The 21,142-nt window shown below is 61.8% G+C and carries 23 protein-coding genes; 15 read left to right on the forward strand and 8 right to left on the reverse strand.

Features of this window, described 5'->3' with window-relative positions; translation table 11 throughout:
* Positions 1-146: 146 nt before the first annotated feature.
* The 12 genes from coxB to rnhA all read left to right on the forward strand — a co-directional run bounded on the left by coxB (position 147) and on the right by rnhA (position 9,635).
* On the forward strand, positions 147-1,013 hold the full coding sequence (gene coxB, locus AC1DUU_RS00750) for a cytochrome c oxidase subunit II (protein WP_476781490.1): 867 nt from the start codon (positions 147-149) through the stop codon (positions 1,011-1,013).
* Positions 1,014-1,048: 35 nt separating this feature from the next.
* Positions 1,049-2,698, forward strand: coding sequence for a cytochrome c oxidase subunit I (ctaD, locus tag AC1DUU_RS00755; protein ID WP_476781491.1), 1,650 nt, complete (start codon positions 1,049-1,051; stop codon positions 2,696-2,698).
* Positions 2,699-2,773: 75 nt separating this feature from the next.
* On the forward strand, positions 2,774-3,715 hold the full coding sequence (locus AC1DUU_RS00760) for a heme o synthase (RefSeq protein WP_476781492.1): 942 nt from the start codon (positions 2,774-2,776) through the stop codon (positions 3,713-3,715).
* Between the two features lies 1 nt (position 3,716).
* Positions 3,717-3,875 carry a hypothetical protein gene (locus AC1DUU_RS00765; protein WP_476781493.1) on the forward strand — a complete coding sequence of 53 codons (159 nt, stop codon included), beginning with the start codon at positions 3,717-3,719 and terminating at the stop codon, positions 3,873-3,875.
* Between the two features lie 8 nt (positions 3,876-3,883).
* The gene (locus AC1DUU_RS00770; RefSeq protein ID WP_476781494.1) at positions 3,884-4,513 is read left to right on the forward strand and encodes a cytochrome c oxidase assembly protein; all 630 of its coding nucleotides are present in this window, start codon (positions 3,884-3,886) and stop codon (positions 4,511-4,513) included.
* A 1-nt stretch (position 4,514) separates the two neighbouring features.
* Positions 4,515-5,405 (forward strand): cytochrome c oxidase subunit 3, encoded by an 891-nt coding sequence (locus AC1DUU_RS00775; RefSeq protein ID WP_476781495.1) that lies wholly within the window; start codon positions 4,515-4,517, stop codon positions 5,403-5,405.
* Between the two features lie 83 nt (positions 5,406-5,488).
* Positions 5,489-5,980 carry a L,D-transpeptidase family protein gene (locus AC1DUU_RS00780; RefSeq protein WP_476781496.1) on the forward strand — a complete coding sequence of 164 codons (492 nt, stop codon included), beginning with the start codon at positions 5,489-5,491 and terminating at the stop codon, positions 5,978-5,980.
* A complete protein-coding gene (locus AC1DUU_RS00785) occupies positions 5,977-6,363 on the forward strand; it encodes a DUF983 domain-containing protein (RefSeq protein ID WP_476781497.1) in 387 nt (128 codons plus the stop codon). The genes AC1DUU_RS00780 and AC1DUU_RS00785 overlap by 4 nt, the downstream gene beginning before the upstream one ends.
* A complete protein-coding gene (locus tag AC1DUU_RS00790) occupies positions 6,360-7,115 on the forward strand; it encodes an SURF1 family protein (protein WP_476781498.1) in 756 nt (251 codons plus the stop codon). The genes AC1DUU_RS00785 and AC1DUU_RS00790 overlap by 4 nt, the downstream gene beginning before the upstream one ends.
* A gap of 68 nt (positions 7,116-7,183) precedes the next feature.
* The gene (gene ispH, locus AC1DUU_RS00795) at positions 7,184-8,194 is read left to right on the forward strand and encodes a 4-hydroxy-3-methylbut-2-enyl diphosphate reductase (protein ID WP_476781499.1); all 1,011 of its coding nucleotides are present in this window, start codon (positions 7,184-7,186) and stop codon (positions 8,192-8,194) included.
* The gene (locus AC1DUU_RS00800) at positions 8,194-9,156 is read left to right on the forward strand and encodes a homoserine kinase (RefSeq protein ID WP_476781500.1); all 963 of its coding nucleotides are present in this window, start codon (positions 8,194-8,196) and stop codon (positions 9,154-9,156) included. Before ispH ends, AC1DUU_RS00800 begins: the two co-directional genes overlap by 1 nt.
* Positions 9,153-9,635, forward strand: coding sequence for a ribonuclease HI (gene rnhA / locus AC1DUU_RS00805; protein ID WP_476781501.1), 483 nt, complete (start codon positions 9,153-9,155; stop codon positions 9,633-9,635). The genes AC1DUU_RS00800 and rnhA overlap by 4 nt, the downstream gene beginning before the upstream one ends.
* Positions 9,636-9,653: 18 nt before the next feature.
* Here the strand turns inward: rnhA and AC1DUU_RS00810 are convergent, their stop codons facing one another.
* Both AC1DUU_RS00810 and AC1DUU_RS00815 read right to left on the reverse strand, forming a co-directional pair.
* Positions 9,654-10,139 (reverse strand): redoxin family protein, encoded by a 486-nt coding sequence (locus AC1DUU_RS00810; protein ID WP_476781502.1) that lies wholly within the window; start codon positions 10,137-10,139, stop codon positions 9,654-9,656.
* Between the two features lie 116 nt (positions 10,140-10,255).
* A complete protein-coding gene (locus AC1DUU_RS00815; RefSeq protein ID WP_476781503.1) occupies positions 10,256-11,062 on the reverse strand; it encodes a protein-disulfide reductase DsbD domain-containing protein in 807 nt (268 codons plus the stop codon).
* A 148-nt stretch (positions 11,063-11,210) separates the two neighbouring features.
* On the opposite strand from AC1DUU_RS00815, the gene AC1DUU_RS00820 reads away from it, so the two are divergent.
* Entirely contained in the window at positions 11,211-11,819 is a 609-nt protein-coding gene (locus tag AC1DUU_RS00820; protein WP_476781504.1) for a YqgE/AlgH family protein, read from the forward strand.
* Here the strand turns inward: AC1DUU_RS00820 and AC1DUU_RS00825 are convergent.
* From AC1DUU_RS00825 to thrC, 4 genes are read right to left on the reverse strand one after another with little or no spacing between them, the layout of a single operon-like run.
* Positions 11,810-14,650: an EAL domain-containing protein gene (locus AC1DUU_RS00825; RefSeq protein ID WP_476781519.1), complete on the reverse strand. Its 2,841-nt coding sequence runs from the start codon at positions 14,648-14,650 to the stop codon at positions 11,810-11,812. The genes AC1DUU_RS00820 and AC1DUU_RS00825 overlap by 10 nt on opposite strands.
* Before the next feature lie 50 nt (positions 14,651-14,700).
* On the reverse strand, positions 14,701-15,297 hold the full coding sequence (locus tag AC1DUU_RS00830; RefSeq protein ID WP_476781505.1) for a GNAT family N-acetyltransferase: 597 nt from the start codon (positions 15,295-15,297) through the stop codon (positions 14,701-14,703).
* A gap of 15 nt (positions 15,298-15,312) precedes the next feature.
* Positions 15,313-16,605 (reverse strand): M16 family metallopeptidase, encoded by a 1,293-nt coding sequence (locus AC1DUU_RS00835; RefSeq protein WP_476781506.1) that lies wholly within the window; start codon positions 16,603-16,605, stop codon positions 15,313-15,315.
* Positions 16,606-16,619: 14 nt separating this feature from the next.
* The gene (gene thrC / locus AC1DUU_RS00840; protein WP_476781507.1) at positions 16,620-18,017 is read right to left on the reverse strand and encodes a threonine synthase; all 1,398 of its coding nucleotides are present in this window, start codon (positions 18,015-18,017) and stop codon (positions 16,620-16,622) included.
* Between thrC and AC1DUU_RS00845 the strand changes: the two genes are divergently transcribed.
* Complete coding sequence (locus AC1DUU_RS00845; RefSeq protein ID WP_476781508.1) at positions 18,012-18,737, forward strand: hypothetical protein; 726 nt, start codon at positions 18,012-18,014, stop codon at positions 18,735-18,737. The two genes, thrC and AC1DUU_RS00845, sit on opposite strands and share 6 nt — an antisense overlap.
* A gap of 16 nt (positions 18,738-18,753) precedes the next feature.
* Here AC1DUU_RS00845 and AC1DUU_RS00850 read toward each other — a convergent pair whose 3' ends face one another.
* A complete protein-coding gene (locus tag AC1DUU_RS00850) occupies positions 18,754-19,335 on the reverse strand; it encodes a CGNR zinc finger domain-containing protein (protein ID WP_476781509.1) in 582 nt (193 codons plus the stop codon).
* Between the two features lie 83 nt (positions 19,336-19,418).
* Between AC1DUU_RS00850 and AC1DUU_RS00855 the strand changes: the two genes are divergently transcribed.
* Complete coding sequence (locus AC1DUU_RS00855; protein ID WP_476781510.1) at positions 19,419-20,327, forward strand: alpha/beta fold hydrolase; 909 nt, start codon at positions 19,419-19,421, stop codon at positions 20,325-20,327.
* A gap of 11 nt (positions 20,328-20,338) precedes the next feature.
* Here the strand turns inward: AC1DUU_RS00855 and AC1DUU_RS00860 are convergent, their stop codons facing one another.
* Complete coding sequence (locus AC1DUU_RS00860) at positions 20,339-21,028, reverse strand: HAD family hydrolase (protein WP_476781511.1); 690 nt, start codon at positions 21,026-21,028, stop codon at positions 20,339-20,341.
* Positions 21,029-21,142 lie beyond the last annotated feature (114 nt).

The raw sequence follows: 21,142 nt of genomic DNA on the forward strand, positions 1-21,142 counted from the left end.
AAATGCCGCATGGGTTACGCCTCTGCTTCCTTGCGGTTGGAAAGAGAGTATGGTTTGAACCTCCGAACGTCTCTGGGATTCCCGTCCCGGAGCGGCAGGATGTCCTTGCGGCTACGCCCGCATGGAAATGGGAGATACAGAGGGCGATGAGAAAGATCTTTGCTAGCGCCGTCGCGGCGACTGCTACCCTTGCCAGCGTCGCGGCCTATGCGGCACAGCCGACGCCTTGGCAGACTACCTTCCAGCCGGCCGCGACCGGTATCATGGAACAGATCACCTGGTTCGAGCGCTACACGCTTTGGTTCATCATCCCGATCACGCTCTTCGTGCTCGCGCTCTTGGCCTATTGCATCTGGCGGTTCCGGGCGAGCGCCAACCCAGTTCCGTCACGTACCAGCCACAACACGCTGATCGAGGTCATCTGGACCGTCGGTCCGGTTGTGATTCTGCTGTTTTTGGCGATCCCGTCCTTCCAGCTTCTGACCGCGCAGTACTCGCCGCCGGAAGAGGCAAAGCTGACGATCAAGGCGACCGCAAACCAGTGGAACTGGGACTACGAGTACCAGAACGCCGAGCCGCTTTCCTTCAACTCGGCGATGCTCGCCGAAGGTGATCGCGCCGCTGCCGGCAAGGAAGACAAGGCGGCCTATCCGCGTCTTCTCGCCGTCGACAACGAGATTGTCGTTCCCGTCAGCACCATGGTTCGCGTCCTGGTCACCGCTAGCGACGTCATCCACGCCTTCGCCATGCCGGCTTTCGGCATCAAGACGGACGCGGTGCCGGGTCGCATCAACGAGATCTGGTTCAAGGCTGACAAGGAAGGCCTCTATTACGGCCAGTGCTCCGAGCTTTGCGGCAAGGATCACGCCTACATGCCGATCGCAATTCGCGTCGTCTCCGACGCACAATACAACACGTGGCTTGCTGCTGCGAAGTCCGACCTGCCAGGTGCCAACAAGGCGCTGATGGCTGCGACGGATGGTGCGGCCAAGGTTGCGGCCGCCGGCAACTGAGCCGCGGTAGATAAGATCAGGGAACGGAGCGGAACATGGCAGGCGCTGCAGCTCACGACCATCACGACCACAGGCCGACGGGCTGGGTTCGGTGGGTGTATTCGACCAACCACAAAGATATCGGTACGATGTACCTGATCTTCGCGATTTTCGCGGGTATCGTGGGTGGCTTCTTGTCGGTGATGATGCGCTGGGAGCTCGCTGAGCCAGGCGTTCAGATCTTCAGCGGCCTGGCCGAGATGGTCTATGGCGTCAACGGCGATGCCGCGGTCGACGCCGGCAAGAGCATGTATAATGCCTTCACCACGGCGCACGGCCTGGTCATGATCTTCTTCATGGTCATGCCCGCGCTGATCGGCGGTTTTGCCAACTGGATGGTTCCGATCATGATCGGCGCGCCTGACATGGCGTTCCCGCGCATGAACAACATCTCGTTCTGGCTGCTTCCGCCGGCCTTCATCCTGCTGATCCTGTCGGCATTCATGCCGAGCGCTCCTGGCGCCCATGGCGTGGGTGGTGGCTGGACGATCTATCCGCCGCTGTCGACCTCGGGTCAGCCTGGTCCTGCGATGGATCTCGCGATCCTGTCGCTGCACATCGCTGGTGCGTCGTCGATCCTGGGTGCGATCAACTTCATCACCACGATCTTCAACATGCGCGCTCCGGGCATGACGCTGCACAAGATGCCGCTGTTTGCCTGGTCGGTGCTGATCACCGCCTTCCTGCTGCTGCTTTCGCTGCCGGTTCTGGCAGGTGGCATCACCATGCTTCTGACCGACCGCAACTTCGGCACGACCTTCTTCGCGCCTGAAGGCGGCGGCGATCCGATCCTGTTCCAGCACCTGTTCTGGTTCTTCGGTCACCCGGAAGTGTACATTCTGATCCTGCCGGGCTTCGGCATCGTCAGCCACATCGTGTCGACCTTCTCCAAGAAGCCGATCTTCGGTTACCTCGGCATGGCCTACGCCATGGTCGCCATTGGTGCCGTCGGCTTCGTCGTGTGGGCTCACCACATGTACACCACCGGCCTGTCGCTCGACACGCAGCGCTACTTCGTCTTCGCCACGATGGTCATCGCGGTTCCGACGGGCGTGAAGATCTTCTCGTGGATCGCCACCATGTGGGGCGGTTCGATCTCGATGAAGACCCCGATGATCTGGGCGATCGGCTTCATCTTCCTGTTCACCGTCGGTGGCGTCACCGGCGTGCAGCTGGCCAACGCCGGTCTCGACCGTTCGCTGCACGACACCTACTACGTCGTCGCGCACTTCCACTACGTGCTGTCGCTGGGTGCCGTGTTCGCGATCTTCGCGGCCTGGTACTACTGGTTCCCGAAGATGACTGGCTACATGTACTCGTCGGCGATCGCCAACACCCACTTCTGGGTGACGTTCGTGGGCGTGAACCTGGTCTTCTTCCCGCAGCATTTCCTTGGCCTTGCCGGTATGCCGCGCCGCTACATCGACTATCCCGATGCGTTCGCCGGCTGGAACATGGTGTCGTCCTACGGCTCCTATATCTCCGCCGTCGGCGTGCTGATCTTCCTGTTCGGCGTCTTCGAAGCCTTCTCCAAGAAGCGCGTCGCTGGTGCCAATCCCTGGGGCGAGGGTGCGACCACGCTCGAATGGCAGCTGCCTTCGCCGCCGCCCTTCCATCAGTGGGAACAGCTTCCGAAGATCAAGTAAGTCGCTGACTGAACTACGAGGCCGCCGGCCAGACCGGCGGTTTCGGCCAAACGGAACGACTGGACGTAAGTACGCATGGCCCTTGTCCACAACCGGTTTGAAGACCAAACCATCCGCATGTCGGAGGCGACGGCTGGCGATTTCTTCGCCCTGCTGAAGCCGCGTGTGATGTCACTGGTGGTCTTTACTGCCTTTGTCGGCATGGTTGCCGCGCCCGAGACCATCAACCCGTTACTCGCCGTCGTTGCGATCCTAGCGATCGCCATAGGTGCCGGCGCTTCGGGTGCCCTCAACATGTGGTACGACGCCGACATCGACGCCGTCATGACGCGCACCGCCAACCGGCCGGTGCCTTCAGGCAAGGTGACGCCGCATGAGGCGCTGACCTTCGGTCTGGTGCTGTCGGTCCTTTCGGTGATGACGCTCGGCGTCCTCATCAACTGGCTGTCGGCGGCACTGCTCGCCTTCACCATCTTCTTTTACGCCGTCATCTACACGATGTGGCTCAAGCGCTGGACGCCACAGAACATCGTCATTGGTGGCGCAGCCGGTGCGCTGCCGCCGATGATCGGCTGGGCCGCCATTACCGGGTCGGTCAGCTTCGAGAGCTTCGTGCTCTTCCTGATCACCTTCTTGTGGACGCCGCCGCATTTCTGGGCGCTCGCGCTGTTCAAGTCGCAGGATTATGAGCGCGCCGGCATCCCGATGATGCCGAACGTCGCCGGCGAAGCGTCGACGCGCCGGCAGATATTTGCCTATTCGCTGCTGCTTGCGCCCATTGGCGTGGCGCCCTGGCTGCTCGGCTATACCACCATCGGCTACGGCGTGGTTGCGCTGGCGCTCGGCATCGGCTTTGTCTGGTATGCCTGGAAGGTGCTTCGCATGCCCGACAGCGACCGGGTGATGAAGCCCGCAAAGGCGCTGTTTGGCTACTCGCTGCTTTACCTGTTCGTGATCTTTGCGGCCTATCTGGCTGACAGCGTCATCGAGCGTGTCTTTGCGCTTGGAGGCGCATGATATGTCCGACAACAATTTCGTCACGCTCACTGACAAGCAGAAGAAAGCGCGGCGCAGCCGCAACATCGCCATCGGCCTGGCGCTCGCGGCACTTGTCATCATCTTTTATCTCGCCACGATAGCGAAGTTCGGCCCGGCCATCCTGGACCGCTCGCTATGAGCAATGGCATGACAAACGAGACCGAGGCCGAGGCCAAGAAGCAGAGCTCCAACCGCAAGGTTGCCGGCATGTGCATCGCTTTTGTCGGTGGTATGGTTGGCATGGCCTATGCCGCTGTGCCGCTCTACGCGATGTTCTGCCAGGTCACCGGTTATGGCGGCACGACCCAGCGCGTGGAGCAGTATTCCGACAAGATCCTCGATCGTGAGGTCACCATCCGATTCGACGCCAATATTTCGGGTGGATTGCCCTGGCAGTTCCAGCCGGTCGCGCGCGACGTCAAGATCAAGATCGGCGAAACGACCCAGGCGCATTACACGGCAAAGAACGTCTTCGACAAGCCGACCCAAGGCCGCGCGACGTTCAACGTCACGCCAGAACTGGCAGGCGCTTATTTCAACAAGGTTGAGTGCTTCTGCTTCAGCGACACCACGCTGAAGCCGGGCGAAACGCTTGATATGCCGGTCGTCTTTTTTGTCGATCCGGCGATCGTCAACGAGCCCGATCTCAAGGACCTCAGGACGATAACCTTGTCTTATACCTTTTTCCCGATTGAGGGGGAAAAGCCCGTAGCAGCCGCGCCAAAGGTTGACGGCGAAGCGAAAAATGTTAATTCCGACGGAAAAGCCGGGGGCTGATATGGCAGACGCGCACGCGAAACCACAACACGACTATCACATCATCGATCCTAGCCCGTGGCCGTTCCTCGGCTCGCTGGGCGCGCTCGTCATGGCTTTCGGCGGCGTCGCCTGGATGCAGCACCTGAAAGGCAGCGTCTTCCCGATCTTCGGCTACAACGCCGCGAACGCCAACTATTGGATCTTCGCGATCGGCCTGCTGATCGTGCTCTACACCATGTTCGGCTGGTGGTCGGACACGATCAAGGAAGGCAATGAGGGGCATCACACGCGCGTCGTGTCGCTGCACCTGCGCTATGGCATGATCATGTTCATCGCCTCCGAGGTGATGTTCTTCGTTGCCTGGTTCTGGGCCTTCTTCGACGCTGCACTGTTCCCTGGCGAAGTTCACCAGGTGATGCGCGCCGAGTTCACCGGCGGCGTCTGGCCGCCGAAGGGCATCGAGGTTCTCGATCCCTGGCACCTGCCGCTCTACAACACCATCATCCTGCTGCTTTCGGGCACGGCGGTGACCTGGGCGCACCACGCGCTGCTGAACAATGATCGCAAGGGCCTGGTCAACGGCCTCGCGCTGACGGTCGGCCTCGGCATCCTGTTCTCCTTCGTGCAGGCCTACGAGTACATCCACGCTCCGTTCGCTTTCCGCGACTCGATCTACGGCGCGACCTTCTTCATGGCGACTGGCTTCCATGGCTTCCACGTCATCGTCGGCACGATCTTCCTGCTGGTGTGCCTGTTCCGCGCCATGGGTGGCGGCTTTACGCCGAAGCAGCATTTCGGCTTCGAGGCGGCTGCCTGGTACTGGCACTTCGTCGACGTGGTCTGGCTGTTCCTGTTCACCGCGATCTATGTTTGGGGTTCGGCGGGCGCCACCATCGCTGCCGGCCACTGATCGATCCGGTTCTTGATGCAAGGCGGTCGCGGCAACGCGGCCGCCTTCTCTTTTTTGGCGCTTTTCTGCGGCAACCACCAAGCATGCTGATTTGCCGCTTCGCCCTCCCTTTGATTGCCCTTGTCGCCTCAACGGCGTTTGCCTCAGCCGACGTCATCGACCTGGTGCGGGTGGCCAAGTCCGAGCGCCGGCTGGAGTTGGTATCAGGCGACAAGGTGGTTCGCAGCTATGCTGTCGCGCTCGGTGCCAGTCCGGTTGGCCACAAAGGCCAGGAAGGCGACGAGCGCACGCCAGAAGGCCGCTATGTGCTTGATTGGCGGAACCCCGGCAGCGGCTATTACCGATCGATCCACGTCTCCTATCCCAATGCCGACGACGTGGCTGCGGCAAAGAGAGCAGGTGTCGATCCCGGCGGAATGATTATGATCCACGGCCAACCGAACGGGTATGGCTGGTGGTCCTGGCTGGTGCAGATGTTCGACTGGACGAATGGCTGTATCGCCGTTACCGACGAGGAAATGGCGGAGATCTGGCAGATGGTCGAAGACGGCACTCCCATTGAGATAAATCCATGAGTGACGACAAGGCGATCTGGCCGCCGGTCGATCCGATCGCGGCCGGGCTCAAGGGACGCTGTCCGCGCTGCGGCGAGGGCAAGCTGTTTTCGAGCTTCCTCACCGTCGGCAAGGAATGCGGCGTCTGTCGGCTCGACTATTCCTTCGCCGACGCTGGCGACGGACCGGCGGTGTTCGTCATCCTGATCATCGGCTTCGTGGTCGTCGGTCTCGCTTTGTGGATGGAGGTGACGCTGGCGCCGCCGCTGTGGCTTCACCTGCTGCTCTGGATACCGCTGACCTTGATCCTCAGCCTCGGCTCACTGCGGCTGATCAAGGGCGTACTGATTACCCTGCAATACCGTAACAAGGCCGCCGAAGGGCGTTTGGACAAGGGCGAATGAGCGACCAGAAAACCATGTCTGCCCCGGCGCGCCGCTCCGGGCTTGTTCTGATGCTCGTGCTCGGCACCATTGCTTTCGCGCTCTTGATCGCGCTCGGCAGCTGGCAGGTCCAGCGCCTCTATTGGAAAGAGGAGCTGATCGCCCAGATCGCCGAACGCACGCAGTCCCAACCGCTGCCATTGTCCGAGATGGAAGTGAAGTTCCGCGCCACCAGCGATGTCGACTATTGGCCGGTGACGCTCTCGGGAACCTTTGCTCACGAAGGCGAGCGGCATTTCTTCGCCACCTGGGAAGGCCAGTCGGGCTTTTACGTCTACACCCCGCTCAAGCTGGAAGATGGCCGCTTCGTCCTGGTGAATCGCGGCTTCGTTCCCTACGATTTCAAGAATGCGGCCAAGCGGCCGGTCGGCCAGGTGACGGGGCCGGTCAACATCGTAGGCCTCGCGCGCAACCCGCTCGATGGCAAGCCCGGTTCCCTGGTGCCTGACAACGACCCGGTGAAGAACATCTTTTACTGGAAGGATCGCGACGTGATGGCTGCGACCGCAGGTCTGCCGTCAGGTGCTGTCGTGCTGCCATTCTTCGTCGATGCCGACGATACGGCCAACCCAGGTGGCCTGCCGGTCGGCGGCGTCACCATGGTCGATATGCCCAACAACCACCTGCAATATGCCGTGACATGGTATGGGCTTGCGGCTGCACTTTTGGGTGTCATGGGCTTTTGGCTGATGCGCCGGCCCGAAGGCAAATGACAGCGGGTCTCCCTTGACAGCAAGGGGTTGCAGACATCATTTCGGCACTGAATGAAGAACCGGATTAAATGCCCCAGACGCTTACCAAACCGCCCCTGACAATCAGGCTCTGCCAGCCGCGCGGCTTTTGCGCAGGCGTCGACCGTGCGATCCAGATCGTTGTTTTGGCGCTGAAGAAATACGGCGCGCCGGTCTTTGTCCGCCATGAGATCGTGCATAACCGCTATGTTGTCGAGGGGCTGCAGAACCTCGGCGCGGTCTTCATCGAAGAGCTGAGCGAAATCCCCGTCGAACACCAGGATGCGCCGGTGGTGTTTTCCGCCCATGGCGTGCCGAAATCGGTGCCGGCCGATGCGGTTGCGCGCAATCTTTTCTATCTCGACGCAACCTGCCCGTTGGTCTCCAAGGTGCACAAGCAGGCGATGCGCCATCAGCGCAAGGGCCGCCATGTGCTGTTGATCGGCCATGCCGGCCACCCCGAAGTGATCGGCACCATGGGGCAACTCAACGATGGCGCGGTCACGCTGATCGAGACCGAAGCCGACGTTCAGAATTTTGCCCCAGTGGATCCCGAACAGCTCGGCTTCGTCACCCAGACCACGCTGTCTGTCGAAGACACCGCAGGCATCTTGAAGGCGCTGCAGGAAAAGTTCCCGGCGCTGCAGGCGCCTGCCGCCGAATCGATCTGCTATGCCACCACCAACCGCCAGGACGCGGTGAAGGAGACGGCCCCAGGATCCGACCTTTACCTGGTTGTCGGCGCGCCCAACTCGTCCAATTCGCGCCGTCTCGTCGAAGTCGCCGAGCGGGCAGGTGCCAAGATGTCGCTGCTGGTTCAGCGCGCGTCGGAGATACCGTGGAACGACATAGGCGGCATCGCTACGCTGGGACTGTCGGCCGGTGCTTCGGCACCGGAGATCATCGTCGACGAGATCATCAACGCTTTCCGTGAGCGCTTCGAGGTGAATGTGGAACTCGCGATAACGGCGACCGAGACGGAGGACTTTCCGGTGATGCGGGTATTGCGCGACGTCGAGCTGACGCCAGCCGACATGGCCTTCGTCAACGGTAACGGCTGATGGCAGTCTATACCGACGTCGGCGAGGGCGAGCTCGGAGCGTTCCTGCGCAACTATCCGGTCGGCGAGCTTTTGTCCTACAAGGGCATTGCCGAGGGCACCGAGAACACCAATTTCCTGCTACACACGACGACCGGGTCGTACATCCTGACGCTATATGAGAAGCGGGTCGAAAAATCGGACCTGCCGTTCTTCCTTGGGCTGATGCAGCACCTTGCCCATAAGGGCTTGTCCTGCCCGCTGCCGGTCGACGGCAAGGACGGCAATGTCATCGGCACGCTTGCCGGTCGCCCGGCCGTGATCATCACCTTCCTTGAGGGCATGTGGCTACGCCGGCCCAAGGCCGTGCATTGTCGCGAGGTCGGCAGGGCGTTGGCCGAGCTGCACATCGCCGGCCAGGATTTTGCGATGACGCGTCCGAATTCGCTCGCCATCGATGGCTGGCGCAAGCTGTGGGACGCAGCCCACCCGCGCGCCGACGAGGTCGAGCCGGGCCTTGCCAGGGAAGTCGACGCCGACTTCGCCGAATTCGAGAAAAGCTGGCCAAAGGACCTGCCTTCGGGCGTCATCCATGCCGACCTGTTTCCCGACAACGTCTTTTTCCTCGGCGACAAGCTGTCGGGCCTGATCGACTTCTATTTCGCCTGCAACGACATCTACGCTTACGATCTGGCCACCTGCCTCAATGCCTGGTGCTTCGAGAAGGACTTTTCCTTCAACCTGACCAAGGGCACGGCACTCCTGGAAGGCTACCAGAGCGTCCGCCCGCTGAGCGGTGACGAGAAGGCGGCACTGCCCATCCTGGCGCGCGGCTCGGCCCTGCGCTTCATGCTGACGCGGCTCTACGACTGGCTGACGGTCCCGGATGGCGGGCTGGTCATGAAGCGTGACCCGTCGGAATATATCCGCCGCCTTCGCTTCCACCGGACGATCAAGTCCGCACAAGAATACGGCCTGAAATGACAAAGCACATCGAGATCTTCACCGACGGAGCCTGTTCGGGCAATCCGGGCCCCGGCGGCTGGGGCGCGATCATGCGCTACAACGGCAAGACCAAGGAACTGTGCGGCGGCGAGGCCGAGACGACCAACAACCGCATGGAGCTGCTCGCGGCGATTTCGGCGCTGAACGCGCTGAAGGAGCCGTGCACCGTCGATCTGCACACCGACAGCAAATACGTCATGGACGGGATCTCCAAGTGGATCCACGGCTGGAAGAAGAATGGCTGGAAGACGGCCGACAAGAAGCCGGTGAAGAATGGCGAGCTGTGGCAGGCGCTTGACGAGGCCAACAAGCGTCACAAGGTGACGTGGCATTGGATCAAGGGCCATGCCGGCCATGCCGAAAACGAGCGCGCTGACGAACTGGCGCGCGAGGGCATGGCGCCCTTCAAGACCGGACGCAGCGGACCACCTGCCGGATTGCGCGCCGCCAAGGGCTGACGACGCGCAAGGGCAGTTTCAGAGCTGCTCAAGGATCTTGGCAGCACCGGAGTCGATCGCCTGTCCGGCCGAGCCTTCGACGTTGAGCTGCGTGACCTTGCCGTCTTCGACGACCATCGAGAACCGCTTCGAACGCAAGCCCATGCCGGCTGCCGACAGGTCGAGGTCGAGACCTGTCGCACGGGCGAAATCGCCGCTGCCGTCGGCGAGGAACAGCACCTTGCCTTCACCGCCGCTGAAACGCGCCCAGGCGCCCATGACATGGACGTCGTTGACCGCAACGACAGCGATGGTGTCGACGCCGCGCGCGATGATGGCGTCATGGTTCTCGACATAGCCGGGCAGGTGGTTGTTGCTGCAGGTCGGCGTGAAAGCGCCAGGAACCGCAAACAGCACGACCTTCTTGCCGGCGAAGATTTCGTTTGTGGTGAGGTTCTTGGCCCCGTCGGCGGTCATCGTCTTGAACGTGGCCTCAGGCAGCTTGTCGCCAATCGAAATGGTCATGAATTTCCTCGCATGCGTGGTGGTTGAAAGATCCAGGATGAACGCGCATCCCAACTAGCGCAGATGCGCGTTTTATCCAATGGCCGGCCAGATGTAGGAAGTTGGGCGCATCTTGCTCAGGGGTAGGGCAAGAATCCTTCGACCGCGCCGGCAGCACTCGTCAGCGTATAAGGAATGCCCTTGCCGGAAGGTTTCGTGGCCGGGCGTTCGAGCACCTTGATCGTGAAGACCGGCTTTCCTGTCTCCAGATGCCGCACGGGCGTGCCGAACTGATAGCCGTCCGTGCCGGCAATGAAGACGTCGACGGCCTCTGGCGCGCCCGGGGAGGACGCRAGGAGCGAGATGTGTTCGCCCTCGCTGGATTTCACGATCACACCGAATTCGGGCTGTGCGACCGCCGGCAGGGCTGCAAGGGCGGCCTTCACCAGTGCGGCATCGTCGGCGTTGTCGGGATCGGCAGCCGGAACGACTTCAAGGCGCGCCTGCACCGGCACGCAGATGGTTTCGCAAACGCCAAGGAAAACATCGGCGGCGATCATTGAAGGCTCGCTGGTTGCGGGAATAGTAAAGCTGACCGGCAGGCGCACCGAATAGTCATAGCCGGCCCATTTGGAATAGCCGTCGTCATGCCGTTGCGGGGCGGGATAGGAAAACTCCGCCGCCGAGACGTTGCGGCTTGCCGTCACGTCGATCAGCGGCGGCACTCCGGAATTGCCGGGGTCGCGCCAATATGTCTTCCAGCCGCGCTTGAGCTCGATGTCGAGCACGCCCTGGAGCTTGCCCGAGGCGTCGGGAGCGCCCGACGTGACGAGGCGGAAACGCCCGCCTTCGGCCTCGAACCAGGCCGACGACGACGCGTGGGCAGGGGCAGCGGCAAGCAAGGCCGAGCCCAGGCAGATAGTGGAACCTAATGCAATTTTCATGGCGCTGATTTGATAGGCTCCCGCAGCGTCCGCAACAGGGAGCGCCAACACATCGCATCATATTTGCGTGACGTTGCCTTTGAAAAGATGAACGCCGCGACCCTATCGCCATCTTTCAAGAAGCCGGGAAACGCGTTAGGTTCTTGCTATGGACCTCTTACGCCAGAAAAAGGGTGCTTCACAGCACGGTTTTCTCGACGACCAGTTCCTCATCGCCATGCCGGGGATGAAGGACGACAGGTTCTCGCGTGCCGTCATCTACATTTGTGCCCACAGCGACGAGGGCGCGATGGGCCTGATCATCAACCAGGTCCAGCCACTTCTGTTTCCCGACCTGCTGGTTCAACTCGGCATACTCGACGAGCACGAGGCGATCCGGCTGCCGATGAAGGCCAAGGATTTCATCGTGCGCAATGGCGGGCCTGTCGATCGCAGCCGCGGCTTCGTGCTGCATACCGACGACTACAAGGTCGAGTCCTCGCTGCCGGTCTCGGAAGAGATCTGCCTGACCGCAACGGTCGACATCTTGCGAGCGATTTCCGCAGGGCGCGGGCCGCGCCATGCGCTGATGGCGCTTGGCTACTCCGGCTGGGGTGCCGGCCAGCTTGAAAGCGAGATCGCCGAGAACGGCTGGCTGACCTGTCCGGCGACGCCGGAGCTTTTGTTCGACACCGACATCGACCGCAAATACGACCGCATCCTCGCCACGCTCGGCATCGACCTTGCGCGGCTCAGCAGTGCAGCCGGTCACGCCTGAGCAAGCGGGTACTGCTCTTTCAGCATCTTCAGGGCCTGGTCGCCGGGAATAGGCGCGCCGAACATGAAGCTCTGCACATATTCGCAGCCCATCTGGCGCAGTTCGAGCGCATCGCTCTCATCGGAGATGCCTTCGGCGACCACCGACATCCCCAGTTCATGCGCCATGTTGACCATCGATTTGATCAGCACCGCACGCTTGGGCGAGGTGTCGTCGACAAAGCTCTTGTCGATCTTGATCGTGTCGAAGGGGAAGCGCGTCAGGTAGGACAGCGACGAATAACCGGTACCGAAATCGTCGAGCGACAGGCCGATGCCGAGCTGCTTGAGCTTGGTCAGGACGTGATTGGTCTGCTCGGGATTGTCCATGACGAGCGATTCGGTGAGTTCGAGGCGGAAGCAGCGCGGCTTGAGATTGGCCCTGGCGATGACCGAGCGGACGTCGCTGACGAGGTCGCGGCGGATGAGCTGGCGGCTCGACAGATTGACCGACACCGAAAGCGGCGCGTCGCTGATCTGCTTTTGCCAATCGGCGAGGTCGTCGGCGGCGCGCTGCATGGCAAACAAGCCAAGCTGGACAATCAAGCCGCAACCTTCGGCGACTGGAATGAAGTCGCCCGGCGGGATCATGCCGCGGCGCGGGTGATCCCAGCGTAGCAGGGCCTCGAAGCCGGCGACGCTGCCATCCTCGAGCCGTACGATCGGCTGGTAGGCAAGCGTGAATTCCTTGCGCTCGATGGCGCGGCGGAGGTCCGATTCAAGCTGCAGCCGGTCGGTGCCAACGGTGCGGAAAGCCGGGCGGAACGGCTCGATGCGGTCGCCGCCGAAACGCTTGGCCTGATGCATGGCGAGTTCGGCATCCTTGACCATGTCTTCGGCCGAGGCCTGGGCCGTGGTCCAGGTGATGAGGCCTACAGACGCGGTGAGCACGATCTCGCGCTTGGCGAAAGTGATCGGCGCCTTGATCGCCTGCTTGATCGCGTCGGCGACTACGGCGATGCGCGAAGGGTCCTGTTCGGACAGGAGCATCAGTGCGAACTGGTCGCCGGCGAAGCGCGACAGCGAGTCCTTGGGCTTGAGCAACCGGTGCAGGCGGCGCGCGATGGTCAAAAGGATGGTGTCGCCGGCCGAAATGCCAAGCCCGTCATTGACCAGCTTGAAGCGGTCTATGTCGATGACGAAGACCGACGGACGTACCTTCTCTTCGGTGCGGGCAATCGAGATGATTGCCTCCAGCCGGTTCATGAACAGTTCGCGGTTGGGCAGGCCGGTCAAATTGTCGTGCACGGCATCGTGCAGCAGGCGTTCTTCGGATTTCTTCTGCTCAGTGACGTCGACCAGCGTGCCGACGCAGCGGATCACTTCGCCGTCCGAACCGATCACCGGCCGCGCCTTGAGCGAGAACCAGTGATAGTGACCGTCGGCGCCGCGCAGGCGAAAACTTTGCGCAACGCGGCCGCGGCGATGCTCCAGCACCACGTCGAGCGTGGTGCGGAAGGTGTCGCGGTCGTCGGAATGCAGCACCGGCAGCCAGTTGCGCGCCGCACCGCCCAGGCTGTTGGGCGCGAGCCCTAGCTGTAGCGAGACATCGGGGCGGGTCACGACGCGGTCGCGCAGCACGTCCCAGTCCCAGACGATGTCGCCTGAGCCGGAGATCGCCAGCGCCTGGCGTTCCATGTCGCTGAATAGGCCCTGATGGGCGCCGCCGCCGGCGAAAGCATGCTGCATGACGGTAAAGCCGATAAGCAGGATGATGAGGATCAGGCCGCCGCCGAGTGCTGGCTGGACGATGTCGTTGTCCAAAACGCCAGTGATCGCCATCCACGAGCCGCTGAGCCAGATCAGCACCATCGCCCAACTGGGCACCAGCATAATGGCGCGGTCATAACCACGGATGCTGAGGTAAACTATGAGCCCGAGTCCGGTGATGGCGGTGGCAGCGAAGGAAATGCGTGCGATGCCGGCGGCAACCGCTGGATCGATAATGGCGACACCGGCGATCAAAAGCAGGCCGATGACCCAGACGAAGGCGCCATAGCTGAAATGGCCGTGCCATCGGTTGAGGTTGAGATAGGCAAACAGGAAGACGACGAAGGTACCGGCGAGCGCCACCTCCGTGCCCGCTCGCCATATCTGCTCGTTGCCGGGCGAGACCTCTATGACCTTGTTGAGGAAGCCGAAATCGACGCAGATGTAGGCAAGCACCGCCCAGGCGAGCGCTGCGGTGGCCGGGAACATCGAGGTCCCCTTGACCACGAACAGGATGGTCAGGAACAGTGCCAGAAGGCCGGCAATGCCGATGACGATGCCGCGAAACAGCGTGTAGGAATTGACCGTGTCCTTGTAGGCTTCAGGTTCCCACAGATAGACCTGCGGCAGCTTGGGCGAGGAGAGCTCGGCGATGAAGGTCACTACCGAGTTCGGATTGAGCGTGACCAGGAACACGTCGGCGTCGGGGCTTGCCTGGCGGTCGAGCGCGAAGCCTTCGCTGGGCGTGATGGCGGCAATGCGGCTGGAGCCGAGGTCGGGCCAGATCAGGCCGGAGCCGACGAGACGGAAATGCGGCGCAACGATCAGCCGGTCGATCACCTGGTCGGTGGTGTTGGCAAGCGCAAACACCGCCCAGTCACCGGTTGAGCGCTTGTCGTTGGCCTCCACCTCGATGCGGCGAACGATGCCGTCGACGCCCGGTGCTGTCGAAACCTGAAAGTTTTCACCCTGGTTGCGGTAGATCTCGACGGCACCCGAAAGGTTGAGCGCGACGTCGTCACGAGAGATCTTGATCGGCTCCACGGCCCATGCCTGCGACACCGCGCAGACGCTGGCGATCATGGAAACAATGAGCGCAAACAAGGGCGCCAGCAGGAAATGCTTCGACAAGTTCAAGCCTTCATGGTGACAGCTTGCGGATCGTCCGCAATCAGGGCGTAGAGATAGTGGTCATGCCATTCGCTGTTGATCCTGAGATAGGATCGCAAAAGTCCTTCGCGCCGGAATCCGGCTTTTTCAAGCACGCGTACGGAACGTGCATTGTCGGGGATACAGGCAGCCTCGATCCGGTGCAACCGAAGCGTATCGAAGGCATGTCGCACCACAAGCCTGAGAGCGTCGACCATGAAGCCCTGACCAGCATAACGTTCGCCGATCCAGTAGCCGATGTGGCCGGTCTGGGCGACGCCGTAGCGGATGTTGCCAAGCGTGATGCCGCCGACGAGTTTCATGGTCGAATTTTCGTAGATGAAAAAGGCCGCCGCCGTGCCCTGGATATATTCGTCCTGGTAGCGCGAAATCCGGACACGCCAGGCCGAGCGATCAAGCTCGTCCGGTGCCCAGCGCGGCTCCCACGGTTCGAGGAACGCGCGGCTTTCGGCGCGCAGGGCCATCCATTCGTGATAATCGCGCCAAGTCGGCATGCGCAGGCTGACGCGTTCGCCTTTTAGTGCCGGAGTTTCGCGGCGAAAAAGCGAGAGCGAAAACATATGCGCAAAGTCTGCTCAGACGGCGAGCTTGCGGGTGGTCGCCTGTACGCCCGGCAGCGTGTCCAGGATTGATTCGTAGGGCGCCAGCGTGCCGACAGGTCCGACCGCCGCAATCGTCGGGCGGGTCGAAAACAGGCGCGACGACAAGTCGGTCAGGCGCTCGACGGTAAGGGCCGCCAGGCGTTCCATCAGCTCTTCCTTGGCGATCGGGCGGCCGAACAGAAGAAGCTGGCGTGCGATCTGCGAGGCGCGGCTGGAGCAGCTTTCGGCCGACATGATGAGGCCGGCGCGATACTGCGCGCGGGCGCGATCAAGCTCTTCGAGCAGGATGCTTTCGCCGGTCCGCTGCAGTTCGTTGATGATCACCGGGATCAGTTCGGCGATGTCACTCTGGCCGGTCGCGGCATGGATGCCAAAAATGCCGGTGTCGGAAAAGCCCCAGTGGAATGCATAAACCGAGTAGCACAGGCCGCGCTTCTCGCGCACTTCCTGGAACAGCCGCGACGACATACCGCCGCCGAGAATCATCGAGAGAACCTGCGAGGCGTAGAAGTCGCGGACATGATAGGCGCGGCCTTCGAAGCCGAGCACGATCTGCGCGTCCATGAGGTCGCGGTCTTCGCGGAAGTCGCCGCCGACATATTGCGCATATTGCGGAATGGCGCTTTCGGCCTTGGGGCGAAAATTGCCGAGTCGCTTTTCGACGTGGCGGACGAAATCGTCATGCTTGACGTCGCCGGCAGCGACTATGACCATGCGCTCGGCGCCGTACTGACGCTGCATGAAATCGTGAAGCTGCGCCGAGGTGAAGGATTTCACCGTCTCGGGCGTGCCCAGGATCGAGCGGCCGATTGTCTGGTGACGGAAGGCGGTTTCGGTGAAGCGGTCAAAGACGATGTCGTCGGGCGTGTCGTGGGCGGCGCCGATTTCCTGCAGGATCACGTGCTGTTCGCGCTCAAGCTCGTTCGGATCGAACTCGGAATCCTGGAGGATGTCGGACAGGATGTCGACTGCCAGTGGCACGTCGTCGGCCAGGACGCGGGCATAAAAGGACGTCGTTTCTACTGACGTTGCGGCGTTGATCTCGCCGCCGACATTCTCGATCTGCGATGCGATCTCAAAGGCGGTGCGGTTCTTGGTGCCCTTGAACGCCATGTGCTCAAGCAGGTGGGCCATGCCGTGCTCGTCGTCGCGCTCATTACGCGCGCCGGACTTGACCCATGTGCCGAGAGCTACAGTCTCTACGCTTGGAAGTGTTTCAGTGGCTACTGTCAGGCCGTTCGACAGACGGCTTACCTCAACACCCATATTACGCATACTCCCTAACCCGCCGCTCGTGTGCGGCGGCTAATGTAATCTTCCACCATTTTTATCTCTGATGGAAGTACCGTGAACTTTTCCTTACGTTCCATCAACCCCGACAGCCATTTTGGCAGGTTGGGCTCGATGCCGCAGGCAGCCTTCACGGCAGCCGGGAATTTGGCCGGATGAGCAGTGGCGAGCACCACCATCGGCATGTCGCTTTTGGGCTGGCTGGCTGCGACATGCACGGCGGTTGCGGTGTGCGGGTCGAGCAGATAGCCGCTCTTGTCGAGCGTCGAGCGGATCGTCGCTGCGGTTTCGTCCATGTCGGCGCGGCCGGCCTGGAATTCAGCGCGGATGCCGGCGAGCGACTTCGCCTCGATGGTGAAGGCGCCCGACTGCTTGAGGCCCGCCATGTAGCGGCGCACGAGCGCCGCGTCGCGGTCGGAGGCCTCAAACAGCAGGCGTTCGAAGTTCGATGACACCTGGATGTCCATCGACGGCGAGGTGGTGGCCACGACCCCGGTCTGGCGATATTCGCCGCTCTTCAACGTGCGGGCGAGGATGTCGTTGTCGTTGGTGGCGATGACCAGCTGGTCGATCGGCAGGCCCATTTTCTTTGCAGCATAACCAGCGAAGATGTCGCCGAAATTGCCGGTCGGCACAGTGAAGGAGACCGGCCTGTCGGGTGCGCCGAGCGAAATGGCTGAGGAGAAATAATAGACGATCTGGGCCATGATGCGGGCCCAGTTGATCGAGTTCACGCCAGACAGCTGCACCCGGTCGCGGAAGCCGTGGTCGTTGAACATGTCTTTGACCAGACCCTGGCAATCGTCGAAGTTTCCCTCGATCGACAGCGCGTGGACATTTGCCGCCGTCGACGTCGTCATCTGACGCTGCTGCACCGGCGAGACGCGTCCGTGCGGGAACAGGATGAAGATGTCGGTGCGTTCACGTCCGGCAAAGGCGTCGATCGCAGCGCCGCCGGTATCGCCCGAGGTCGCGCCGACAATGGTCGCGTGCTGGCCGCGTTCGGCAAGCACATGGTCCATCAGCCGCGCCAGCAACTGCATGGCGACGTCCTTGAAGGCGAGGGTGGGGCCATGGAACAGTTCGAGCACGAAGCTGTTGGCGCCGGTCTGCACCAGCGGGCACACCGCGTCATGGCGGAAGGTGCCATAGGCCTCGCGCACCAGACGCTCGAAGACGTCATGCTTGATTTCGCCGCCGAGAAACGGGATCAAAAGCCTGATCGCCAGATCGGCGTAGCTCAGGCCGCGCATGGCGCGAATCTCGGCTGCGCTGAAATGCGGCCATACGGCTGGAAGGTAAAGRCCGCCATCGCGGGCAAGGCCGGCAAGTACAGCGTCAGAAAATCCGAGCGCGGGAGCTTCCCCGCGGGTGCTCACATAGTGCATAGCTATCCGTTCCAAGGCGATGCGACCTGCTGCCTGCGGCAGGACGGGAAAACTGCGCTCTATCAGTCGCATTTTTGCCGCGCGGTTGATATAGAACGACTGCTTTGCGAGAGGGAAGTGCAGTTCATGGTGTTTCGTTTGATCGACGGCCGTTTTCTGACGGCTTTGGCGACCGCCGGCTTTATGTTTGCCGTCGCAGGTTGCCAATCTGGCGGCAGCGGCGGCCTTTTTAGCCCCGCCCCGAAGGATCCCAAGCAGGTTGCCGCCGATGAGGGCAAGATTCTGGCCAGCGAGTTGCTCGCTTATTGCCCTGGTGTCACATTGCGTGACGGCACGGCCTTCTTCAACAGCTACGCCAAGGGTGGCCAGGACGACCCGGCCAAGCTGGTAAATCAATCAGCGATCACCGACGTCACCCGCAGTTGCACGCGCGCCGATGGTCAGATGACCATCAAGGTGGGGGTTGCCGGCAAGGTGGTGGTCGGTCCGGCCGGTGGCGCGGGCACGGTCAACATGCCGATCCGCATTGCTGTGACCCGCGGCACCGAGGTGCTTTACTCGCAGCTTCACAAGAACGTCGTGCAGGTCACAGACCCGTCGACGGCCACCCAGTTCGTCTTCACGGTACCGAATGTCGTGATTCCGATCCCGACCGCGCGCGACATTCAGATCTTCGCGGGCTTTGACGACGCCCCGGCCAAGAAGTCCGCCAAGCAGTAACGCTGAACCAAACGGGTCAGCTGTCCTTGTGGCGCTGGTAGTAGCGCGCGACGCGGATGCGATTGCCGCAACGCGCCGCCGCGCACCAGCGCCGGCGGCTGCTTGCCGGCAAAAACAGCATCGTGCAGTCCTCGGCTTCGCATTTGCGGATGCTGGCGACTGCAGGATCGGCAAGCACTTGCGCCACTGCTTCCGCCAGGCAGGCAGCGAGATCGGCGATAACCGAACCGCTGCGCTTGGGCCGTACTGCCATCGACGATCCGTTCCACTGAAGCTCAAGATGCAACGGCGCTGCCCTCAGCGCCTGGTTGAGCCCGTGCAGGCTTGAGTCTGGCGGCGCCTTGCCGTGGCGGACATGGTCGATCGCCTTGGTTGCGCATTCGCGTACTGCGTGGATGAGGGCAAGATCGGCTTGCGAGACCGCCACCAGCGCTTCTCCGCCAAAGCCCTGCAGCCGCTCCGCTTCCAGCGCGATCCACGCCCGCAAGCCGTCCGGCGTCGCCAGGTGGTCGATGCTGTCCGCACCGCTGCGGGCGCGCGTGTTGACCAGATCCAGCCCAAGCAGTTCGCCGGTCAGCGCTGTGAAATCTGCACTCATGCTAACTCCTAAAATCATCATTGACACATTAGTCGACTTGGCGGATGTTGCTAATGCATAATTCTAGACGAAAGGCATGTGAAATGACAGCCCTGGCATTTCCCCGCGTGATCCATCGCCATCTTAACGTCGGTGGTGTCAGGATATTCTATCGCGAGTCGATACCGGCCGATGGCGGCGCGAATGCGCCCGTGATCTTGCTGCTCCACGGCTTTCCCTCGGCTTCGCATCAGTTTCGCCGGCTGATCGATGCCATCGGCAACAGTTACCGGGTGATCGCGCCGGATTATCCGGGGTTTGGCCATAGCGACATGCCGCAGCCGGCAAGCGCGGGCGGAACATTCGTCTACAGCTTCGACCAGCTCGCCGACACGATGGAAGGGTTTGTCAAAGGATTGGGGCTGAACCGCTTCGTGGCCTATCTGTTCGATTTTGGCGCACCGGTTGGCTTTCGCCTGGCGACACGGCATCCCGAATGGTTCGCCGGCCTGATTGTCCAGAATGGCAATGCCTATGAGGAGGGTTTGTCGGACGGCGCGCGCGACTTCATTGCGTTGCGGCCTGACCAGCCGAATACCGAGCAGACGATCCGGGACTTGCTTACCCTTGCGGGCACGCGCTTCCAGTATGAGATTGGCGTTGGCAGGCCCGAATTGCTGGCACCCGATGGCTGGACGCTTGACCAGCATTTCCTCGACCTGCCCGGCCGCAAGCGGCCGCAGATCGATCTGGCCTTGGACTACCACAGCAACGTCGCACGCTATGGCGAATGGCAGGCCTGGCTCCGGCAACATCAGCCATCGACGCTGATTCTATGGGGCCGGCACGACCCCTTCTTCCCCGAGCCGGGTGCCCATGCCTATCTCCGCGACGTACCCGAAGCGGAGCTGCATCTGTTCGACACCGGGCACTTCGCGCTTGAAGAGAATTTGCCGGAGATCGCGCCCCTGATCGCCGATTTTGTCGATCGGATCTGGCACAGGCCTGGTTAGTCGGAAAACGGTCAGGCGTTTTCCGACCACATGCTGAGAGCCTCAAGCACGCCGCCAAGGTCGGCCCAGCGGCGAATCACCGTTTCAGCACCAGCCTCCGTCAGCATGTCGGCATGACCTGGATAGCTGTGTCCGCCGCCGGTGAAGCCAATGACGCGCATGCCGGCTGAAACCGCGCCTGATATGCCGTGCACCGAATCCTCGATGACGAAAGTCTTGGCCGGATCGACGCCGTAGGTTTTTGCCGCATGCAGGAAGACGTCGGGCGAAGGCTTCGGCTTCTTGCTCGGCGTTTCCAGTGCCGAAAAGATGCGGCCCTTGAACAGCGGCAGGATGCGGGTGCGCTCAAGCATCATCTCGATGCGCTCGCTCGTCGAATTGGAGCAGATGCAGCGCGGGGCTGTAACAGAAGCCACTGCTTCGTGCACGCCGTCGATGGCGCGGACTTCGTTCTTGAGACGGCGGTCGACCAGATCCTCGGCCTGGCTGATCAGGGAAGCCTGGAACGGGATCGCCGACTTCTCCTCGATCCTGAGCAGGATGTCCTTGAAGGTCAGGCCGGCATAGCTCTCGGCGATCTCCTCAGCGGTGATCTCGAAGCCGGCTGAGGTCAGAAGCTCTGCCTCGATGCGGGCGGCGATGATTTCGGAATCGACGAGCACGCCGTCGCAATCGAATATCACTAGGTCTGGCTGGGTCATGACGGTCCGGAAAATGGGGTCGGCGCCGGGGCGCGGGCGGAAAAGTTCAAGGCGCGGCGATTACACCATTCTGGCCCGATCCGCAAATTCGGGCGGCGGCTTCACCAATTATTT

This window comes from Aminobacter sp. P4_H6_2, assembly GCF_056400805.1.

Coding starts and splice junctions, on each gene's coding strand:
- coxB (WP_476781490.1), top strand. CDS start 147: ATGAGAAAGATCTTTGCTAGCGCCGTCGCGGCGACTGCTACCCTTGCC.
- ctaD (WP_476781491.1), top strand. CDS start 1,049: ATGGCAGGCGCTGCAGCTCACGACCATCACGACCACAGGCCGACGGGC.
- AC1DUU_RS00760 (WP_476781492.1), top strand. CDS start 2,774: ATGGCCCTTGTCCACAACCGGTTTGAAGACCAAACCATCCGCATGTCG.
- AC1DUU_RS00765 (WP_476781493.1), top strand. CDS start 3,717: ATGTCCGACAACAATTTCGTCACGCTCACTGACAAGCAGAAGAAAGCG.
- AC1DUU_RS00770 (WP_476781494.1), top strand. CDS start 3,884: ATGACAAACGAGACCGAGGCCGAGGCCAAGAAGCAGAGCTCCAACCGC.
- AC1DUU_RS00775 (WP_476781495.1), top strand. CDS start 4,515: ATGGCAGACGCGCACGCGAAACCACAACACGACTATCACATCATCGAT.
- AC1DUU_RS00780 (WP_476781496.1), top strand. CDS start 5,489: ATGCTGATTTGCCGCTTCGCCCTCCCTTTGATTGCCCTTGTCGCCTCA.
- AC1DUU_RS00785 (WP_476781497.1), top strand. CDS start 5,977: ATGAGTGACGACAAGGCGATCTGGCCGCCGGTCGATCCGATCGCGGCC.
- AC1DUU_RS00790 (WP_476781498.1), top strand. CDS start 6,360: ATGAGCGACCAGAAAACCATGTCTGCCCCGGCGCGCCGCTCCGGGCTT.
- ispH (WP_476781499.1), top strand. CDS start 7,184: ATGCCCCAGACGCTTACCAAACCGCCCCTGACAATCAGGCTCTGCCAG.
- AC1DUU_RS00800 (WP_476781500.1), top strand. CDS start 8,194: ATGGCAGTCTATACCGACGTCGGCGAGGGCGAGCTCGGAGCGTTCCTG.
- rnhA (WP_476781501.1), top strand. CDS start 9,153: ATGACAAAGCACATCGAGATCTTCACCGACGGAGCCTGTTCGGGCAAT.
- AC1DUU_RS00810 (WP_476781502.1), bottom strand. CDS start 10,139: ATGACCATTTCGATTGGCGACAAGCTGCCTGAGGCCACGTTCAAGACG.
- AC1DUU_RS00820 (WP_476781504.1), top strand. CDS start 11,211: ATGGACCTCTTACGCCAGAAAAAGGGTGCTTCACAGCACGGTTTTCTC.
- AC1DUU_RS00825 (WP_476781519.1), bottom strand. CDS start 14,650: ATGATCGCCAGCGTCTGCGCGGTGTCGCAGGCATGGGCCGTGGAGCCG.
- AC1DUU_RS00830 (WP_476781505.1), bottom strand. CDS start 15,297: ATGTTTTCGCTCTCGCTTTTTCGCCGCGAAACTCCGGCACTAAAAGGC.
- AC1DUU_RS00835 (WP_476781506.1), bottom strand. CDS start 16,605: ATGGGTGTTGAGGTAAGCCGTCTGTCGAACGGCCTGACAGTAGCCACT.
- AC1DUU_RS00850 (WP_476781509.1), bottom strand. CDS start 19,335: ATGAGTGCAGATTTCACAGCGCTGACCGGCGAACTGCTTGGGCTGGAT.
- AC1DUU_RS00855 (WP_476781510.1), top strand. CDS start 19,419: ATGACAGCCCTGGCATTTCCCCGCGTGATCCATCGCCATCTTAACGTC.
- AC1DUU_RS00860 (WP_476781511.1), bottom strand. CDS start 21,028: ATGACCCAGCCAGACCTAGTGATATTCGATTGCGACGGCGTGCTCGTC.